The 7268-nt window shown below is 74.4% G+C and carries 6 protein-coding genes; 4 read left to right on the top strand and 2 right to left on the bottom strand.

The features are described 5' to 3' along the window. Positions 1-73: 73 nt before the first annotated feature. Positions 74-1210 carry a TerD family protein gene (locus ACF1BE_RS33770; protein WP_392202814.1) on the top strand — a complete coding sequence of 379 codons (1137 nt, stop codon included), beginning with the start codon at positions 74-76 and terminating at the stop codon, positions 1208-1210. A 6-nt stretch (positions 1211-1216) separates the two neighbouring features. Here the strand turns inward: ACF1BE_RS33770 and ACF1BE_RS33765 are convergent, their stop codons facing one another. After that, positions 1217-2410, bottom strand: a complete 1194-nt coding sequence (locus ACF1BE_RS33765) for a glycosyltransferase (RefSeq protein ID WP_392202813.1) — start codon at positions 2408-2410, stop codon at positions 1217-1219. Positions 2411-2449: 39 nt separating this feature from the next. Here ACF1BE_RS33765 and ACF1BE_RS33760 point away from each other — a divergent pair, with 39 nt between their 5' ends. Both ACF1BE_RS33760 and ACF1BE_RS33755 read left to right on the top strand, forming a co-directional pair. After that, entirely contained in the window at positions 2450-3247 is a 798-nt protein-coding gene (locus ACF1BE_RS33760) for a glutamate racemase (protein WP_392202812.1), read from the top strand. 280 nt (positions 3248-3527) lie between these two features. After that, the gene (locus tag ACF1BE_RS33755) at positions 3528-4073 is read left to right on the top strand and encodes a hypothetical protein (protein WP_392202811.1); all 546 of its coding nucleotides are present in this window, start codon (positions 3528-3530) and stop codon (positions 4071-4073) included. Positions 4074-4249: 176 nt separating this feature from the next. Here ACF1BE_RS33755 and ACF1BE_RS33750 read toward each other — a convergent pair whose 3' ends face one another. Continuing rightward, positions 4250-5218 (bottom strand): O-antigen ligase family protein, encoded by a 969-nt coding sequence (locus ACF1BE_RS33750; protein ID WP_392202810.1) that lies wholly within the window; start codon positions 5216-5218, stop codon positions 4250-4252. A 415-nt stretch (positions 5219-5633) separates the two neighbouring features. On the opposite strand from ACF1BE_RS33750, the gene lnt reads away from it, so the two are divergent. Continuing rightward, positions 5634-7244: an apolipoprotein N-acyltransferase gene (gene lnt, locus ACF1BE_RS33745; protein ID WP_392202809.1), complete on the top strand. Its 1611-nt coding sequence runs from the start codon at positions 5634-5636 to the stop codon at positions 7242-7244. Positions 7245-7268: the final 24 nt, after the last annotated feature.

Below are 7268 nucleotides of genomic sequence, written 5' to 3'. Positions count from 1 at the left end.
TCGCGACCCGCTACGACAAGACCGCCGAGTCCTACCAGGCAGCCGTCGCCCTCGCATCGCTCCTGATGTGGGCGTGACAATTGAAGACAACCCCTCGGGCGCGGTCCGCCACGAGGGCAAGCGGACGGCCGGCGGACGCGTCACCGACACCCTTGTCGTCGATCTCGCGCGCGTGGAGGGCGCCATCGAACGCATCGTCCTCGCCGCCTCCACGGACAGCGGGACGTTCGGGCAGGTCCCCGGCCTCTACATCGAGGTCACCGACGCGACCTCCGGCCAGGTCGTCGCCCGCTTCGACACCCCCGGCGCGACCGTGGAGACGGCCTTCGTGCTCGGTGAGCTCTACCGCCGCCAGGGTGGCTGGAAGTTCCGTGCCGTCGGCCAGGGTTACGGCAGCGGACTCGAGGGCCTGGCAACGGACTTCGGCATCACCGTGGACGAGCCGCAGCACGCCGCGCCGGCGACGGCCCCGGCTCCGACGACGGCCCCCCTGGCCCCGCCGCCCCCTCCCGCTCCGGCGCCCGCGACCATGCCGCCGCCCGCTGCTCCACCCGCTGCTCCCCCCGCGCCCGCCGCCCAGCCGGTCCGCCTGTCCAAGGTCACCCTCACCAAGGCGGCCCCTTCCGTCTCGCTGGCCAAGCAGGGCGGCAGCTCCGGAACCCTGCGGGTGAACCTCAACTGGCAGGTGCGCAAACAGTCCCCGGGCCGCATCGGCCGGTGGGGCGGCGGCCCGAACCTCGACCTCGACCTGGGCGCCCTGTACGAACTCGCCGACGGCCGCAAGGGAGTCGTCCAGGCCCTCGGCAACGCCTTCGGCTCGCTCCACCGGCCGCCGTACATCCACCTCGACGCCGACGACCGCACCGGAGCCATGGCGAGTGGCGAGAACCTCTCCGTCAACCTCGACCACACGCGGGACTTCCGGCGGGTCCTCGTCTTCGTCACCATCTACGAAGGCGCCAGGTCATTCGCCGACCTGCACGCCACCGTCACCCTCCAGCCGCAGTACGGCGCCCCCGTCGAGTTCTCCCTGGACGAGTGCACCGTCCCCTCCCCGGTGTGCGCGCTCGCCCTGATCACCAACACCGGCGGCGACCTCGTCGTCCAGCGCGAGGCGCGGTACCTGGTGCCGGAGCGCGGCGTGAGCCCGCAGCGGACCATGGACCAGGCCTACGGGTGGGGCATGAACTGGACGCCGGGCCGCAAGTGAGCGGGCTCAGCCCTCGTCGGGCACGGCGTCCGGGCGGACGTAGGTGCGGCCCTTCCAGGCCGCTCCGCGCCCGCGGTGGTGCCGCACCGCGGAGTCGACCGTCATCAGCAGGTACAGGAACGCGGTGAACGGCAGCAGCGGAGCGAGCCACAGCGGCTGCCGGTAGTAGCGCAGCATCGGCACGTACGTGCCCGCCATCACCGCCCACGCCAGCCCGCCCGTGGCCGCCGTCGCCGTACTGCCGCCCGCCACGCCCGCGACGACCGCGGCGGGCGGCACCAGGTACACCAGGGCGAGTCCGGCGACCGTACCGAGGAGCAGCAGCGGGCGGTGCCGCAGCTGGGCGTAGGCACTGCGCGCGACCATCCGCCACAGGTCGTGCAGCCGCGGATAGGGGCGCACGCTGTCCACCCGGTCGGCCAGCCCCAGCCACACACGGCCACCGGCGTGCTTCACCGCGCGCGCGAGCGCGACGTCGTCGATGACGGCATGCCGGATCGCGTCCGGGACGCGGGCCTCGTCCACCGTGCCCGCCCGGAGCAGGACACAGCCGCCCGCCGCCGCGGCCGTACGCGATCCCTCCCGGCCGATCCACCGGAAGGGGTACAGCTGGGCGAAGAAGTAGACGAACGCCGGGACCACGAGCCGCTCCCACGCACTCTCCACCCGCAGCCTCGCCATCTGCGACACCACGTCGAAGCCGCCGGTCCGGGCCGCCGCGACCAGCTCGCGCAGGCTGTCGGGGGCGTGCGCGATGTCCGCGTCCGTCAGCAGCAGATAAGCGGGCTCACGCGCGCGTGCCAGCCCGATGCCGTACCGCAGCGCCCACAGCTTGCCCGTCCAGCCGGCCGGCGGCTCACCGGGCGACCCGACGGTCAGCGGCAGTCCGCCGTGCCGCCGGGACAGTTCGCGGGCGAGGTCTCCGGTGCCGTCCGTGCTCCCGTCGTCCACCAGGAAGACCTCGGCCCGCCCCGGATAGTCCTGCGCCAGCAGGGACGGCAGGGCGGCGGGCAGCACCTCGGCCTCGTCGCGGGCCGGTACGACCACACAGACCGGCGGCCACGCGTCCGGTTCCCGGCGCCGCGGCAACCGGACGTCCGTGCGCCAGAAGAAGCCCTGGCCGAGCAGCAGCCAGCACCAGGCGGCCAGCGACACGACGGTGATCCACAGGAAGGTGCTCACGGCCGCAGTCTGCCCCACCGGACAGGCTCACAAGAGCGCATCGTCTATCGTGGCCGGGTGAAGATCGCGCTCATGGACTCCGGAATCGGCCTGCTGGCGGCCACCGCAGCGGTACGGCGCCTGCGGCCCGACGCGGATCTCGTGCTCTCCCTGGACCCCGACGGCATGCCATGGGGACCGCGCACCCCCGAGGACCTCACCCGGCGCGCACTGGCCGTCGCCGAGGCCGCCGCGGCCCACCGGCCCGACGCGCTGATCATCGGCTGCAACACCGCCACGGTGCACGCCCTGCCGACGCTGCGGGCCCGTCTGGAGCCCGGCATACCGGTCATCGGCACGGTCCCGGCCATCAAGCCGGCCGCGGCCGGCGGCGGCCCCGTCGCGATCTGGGCGACCCCCGCCACCACGGGCAGCGCCTACCAGCGCGGACTCATCGAGGCGTTCGCCGGCGACGTCCGGGTGACCGAGGTGCCCTGCTGGGGTCTCGCCGAGGCCGTCGAACGGGCGGACGAGACGGCCATCGACGCTGCCGTCGCCGCGGCAGCCCGGCTCACCCCCGACGATGTGACGACCGTCGTCCTTGGCTGCACCCATTACGAACTGGTGGCGGAACGTATCCGCACCTCCCTCCAGCGGCCCGTCGCCGCCCCGCTCGTCCTGCACGGCTCCGCCGGCGCGGTGGCCGCCCAGGCCCTGCGTCGTCTCGGTGAGGAGCCCGCGCCCGAGGCGTCCGCCGACGGCACTCTCACGGTCCTGCTGAGCGGCCGGCAGAGCGACCGGCTGCCCACGTCCGCGCTGCACTACGCCGAAGGGCGACTGCTGCCGCCCGTCGGCGCGGTCGCCGACCACAGGTGACACGCCCGGAGTGACGCCCGCCCCCGGCGGCCGACGCCCTGTCCGGGCCGTACGCATCTGTCACTGAGGCGTACGAATCCGTCTCCGGGCCGCGTGAGGCGGTCCGCGGGCCACACGAATCCGTCCCGGGGTGTGTGAAACAGCCTCCGGGCAGCGCCGAGGCCTGTGCGGTCGCGCCGAGGCCGGTGCGCATCGCACCTGAGCCCGGTGCGGGCCGCGCCGAGCGGTCACCCTCCGCGAGCGGGTACCACCTCAGCGAAACCTGAGTAACCTCGTGAACATGAGGGACCACCCCCACGCCGACGAGGGCCCCCAGCCCGACGTCTGGACCGGGCGCGCCACCAATCGCGTCCAGTGGCTGCTGGCGCTGGTCGGCGCCGCCTGCCTGGCACTCGGCATCGAGCTGGCTGTCGACTCGGCCTGGAACTCCGGCGTCGCCGCGCTCGCGATGTCCGTCGTGGGCTGCATCGCCGCCGGCCTGCTCGTCATCTTCGGCACGCTCGCCTTCGTGCACGTCGACCTCAAACTCGACAGGGAATGCCTGGAAGTGCGCTGCGGCCACATAGGGCTGCCGCGCCGCCGCATCCCGCTCTCCGCCGTGGCCGGCGCGGACTTCGCCGCCCTCGTCACCCCCCGGCAGTGGGGCGGCTGGGGATACCGCTGGCGCCCCGAGATGGGCACCGCGGTCGTCGTGCGCCGCGGCGAGGGCATCGTGCTGCGCCTGTGGGACGGCCACACGTTCACCATCACCGTGGACGACGCGGAATCAGCCGTACGGGTCATCAGGGACCGACTGCGGACGATCACACCGGGACCGGCTCGCTGACCCGTCCCGAGCGGGTCCGCCGAGCCGTACCGGGCCACGTCCGGGCCGTACGCGACCTTGCCGGGCTCCGTATTGCAAGGACGAACGGCCGGCACGCGGACTCACCCGGACGGGCGGTCGGCACGCGCAGGAAGCGGCGGCGGGCGCGGTGCCCGAACGGATCGCCCGCGGGCCGTTCAGAGCGGCGGCGTCGCCCCGGCGCCCGCCCACGGCCGGGCCGTCGCCCATCCCGCCAGCAGCCCCGCGCCCGCCGTCACCGCCGTGAAGCTCAGCGCGTTGCCCACCGAGGCGAGGGCGGCCAGCACCGTCAGGGTCACGGCCGCGGTCAGCGCGACCGGCGTGGAGCGAGGGGTGCGCCACAGCGCGTACAGCAGCCAGCAGAACACCGCGGCCAGCAGGAACAGTCCGACCGGACCCTGCTCCGCCGCCTGCTGGAGCGGAGCCGAGTGCGGTGTGCCGTCGGCCGACAGCAGCGGCGTCGGCCGGACCGAAGCTCCGAACCGGCCGGGACCGGCACCCAGGACGCCGTACCCGCCCGCCAGGTGCAGCGCGTCCCGCCACAGCCGCACCCGGTGCGGCGTCAACCGCTCCTCCAGCACCCCGGCGAGGCCGTCGGGCAGCGCGTCCGCGGCGACCGCCCACACCGTGCCCGCCACCAAGGCCGCCGCGACGGCGTACCCCACCAGCCACGCGCCCCGGCGGTGCGCCGAGCCCGCGGCCAGCGAACACGCCAGGACCACCGCGCCGGCCGCGCTTCCGGCCACCGACCCCAGCACGGCCCCGGCCGGCACGACCGTGCAGGCCAGCGCCCACAGCCCCAGCCGCCGTACCGGTACGGCCGTCGCCCAGGCCGCACAACACGCGGCCCCGGCGGCCAGCGCCAGGAGGGCGGCCGTGGCACCGGCGTGCCCGAGCGGGGCGGTGTACCAGGGACCGGGGGACAGCCCGGGCAGTGCCACCGCCAGCACGAGCCCGGCCACCGCGCCGGCGCAGGGCGCGGCCACCGGCAGCAGCGCCCCGGTGACCCGTCCCGTGGCGTAGCAGGCGGCCACGGCGAGTACCGCGAGCAGCGTGCCCTCGGGTCGCCCGTCGTGGGCCGCCGCGGTGATCAGCGACCACCCCGCGCAGGCTCCCAACAGGGCCATTCCCGTCCCGTCGGAAGCGCTTCTTCGTATGTCGCGGACGTCCACGCCGTACGTACCGGCCGCGGATCCCGTTCCCGTCGACCCCACCCCTCGCCCCTCGTACCCCGTCCCCGAGCTGTGGCAGGCCACGGCGGCGGGCCGGTCCGGCCGCGCCGCCGAGGCTGGGCACACCGTAACGGCTGAGAGGCGATTCGGGGACGAGTCCCCACAGAAACGCCGTGCAGCCCACCGGTCCCGTGCCGCCCTTCCGACCCGCACGGGCGGAGGCCACCGACCTCGGCCGGCGGCACGGTCGCGGGGCCGGCCGACCGGACCGCCATTGCGCGGCAGATGGCACCGACCAGCGACAACCGCCGGGTCACCGGCACCGAACCGCGCTGTCGGCGGTGATGTCGCCCGCCGTACACTCACCCGGGTGACCGTCACCGCAACTTCCGTGGACCAGCCGGACCAGCTCCAGCCGCAGCCCGCGCCCGGCGCGCGCGGCGGCCGGCTGCTGCGCCTGGTCCCGGCCGCCGCCTCCGCGCTCTGCGGGGTGCTGCTCTACGTCAGCTTCCCGCCGCGCACTCTGTGGTGGCTGGCCCTGCCCGCCTTCGCCGGCCTCGGCTGGGTGTTGCGCGGCCGGACCTGGAAGGCGGCCCTGGGGCTCGGCTACCTCTTCGGGCTCGGCTTCCTGCTGCCGCTGCTGGTGTGGACCGGTGTGGAGGTCGGGCCGGTGCCCTGGCTGGCCCTGGCCGCCGTGGAAGCGGTCTTCGTCGCCCTGGTCGCCGTGGGGGTCGCCGCCGTCTCCAGGCTGCCGGTCTGGCCGGTGTGGGCCGCCGCCATGTGGATCGCCGGCGAAGCGGTACGCGCGCGCGTGCCCTTCCGCGGCTTCCCCTGGGGCAAGATCGCGTTCGGTCAGGCGGACGGCGTCTTCCTGCCGCTCGCCGCGGTGGGCGGCAGCCCGGTGCTCGGGTTCGCGGTCGTACTGTGCGGATTCGGCCTGTACGAGGCGGGGCGGCTGATCGCCGAGCGGCCCCGGACCCGGGTCGTGCGGCGCGTCGCCGCGACCGCCGCGCTGCTGAGCGTCGCCGTACCTGTGGCCGGCGCGATCGCCGCCCGCGCGCTGGTGAGCGACAGCGCGGAGAAGGGCACGGCCACCGTGGCGGTCATCCAGGGCAACGTGCCGCGCTCCGGACTCGAGTTCAACGCCCAGCGGCGGGCCGTGCTCGACTACCACGCGCGCGAGACGCACAAGCTGGCCGTCGACGTCAGGGCCGGCAGGGCCGCGAGGCCTGACTTCGTCCTGTGGCCGGAGAACTCCTCCGACATCGATCCCTTCGAGTATCCCGACGCCGCCCTCGTCATCGAGCAGGCGGCGAAGGACATCGGCGTCCCCGTCTCCGTCGGCGGTGTGGTGGAGCGGGACGGCGAACTGCTCAACGAGCAGATCCTCTGGGACCCGGTCAAGGGCCCCACGCAGACCTACGACAAGCGGCAGATCCAGCCCTTCGGCGAGTACCTTCCGCTGCGCTCGTTCATCGGCGCGATCAACTCGAACTGGACCAGCATGGTCCACCAGGACATCAGCCCGGGCCGCAAGCCGGGCGTGTTCGACTTCGACGGCGTCAAGGTCGGCCTGGCCACCTGCTACGAGGCCGCCTTCGACTGGGCCGTACGGGACACGGTGACGCACGGCGCACAGATGATCTCCGTGCCGAGCAACAACGCCACCTTCGACCGCAGCGAGATGACCTACCAGCAGCTCGCCATGTCCCGCATCCGCGCCGTGGAGCACAGCCGCACGGTGACCGTGCCGGTGACCAGTGGGGTGAGTGCGATGATCATGCCGGATGGGCGGATCACTCAGAAGACCGGCATGTTCGTGCCCGCCTACCTCGTCCAGAAGGTACCGCTGCGCACCTCCACGACCCCCGCGACGAAGCTGGGCATCCTTCCGGAGATGGCGCTGGTGCTGGTCGCGGCGGGCGGGATCGGCTGGGCGGTCGGGTCCGGCCTGCGCGCCCGGCGCGCCGGCGCCGCGTAGCCGTACGGCCGTCGGAGGGCGGCC

This window comes from Streptomyces sp. NPDC014991 (genome assembly GCF_043080665.1).
Lineage (GTDB): Bacteria > Actinomycetota > Actinomycetes > Streptomycetales > Streptomycetaceae > Streptomyces.
The sequence above is the reverse complement of the archived record's forward strand: the minus strand, read 5'-3'. Positions and strand labels throughout refer to the sequence as shown.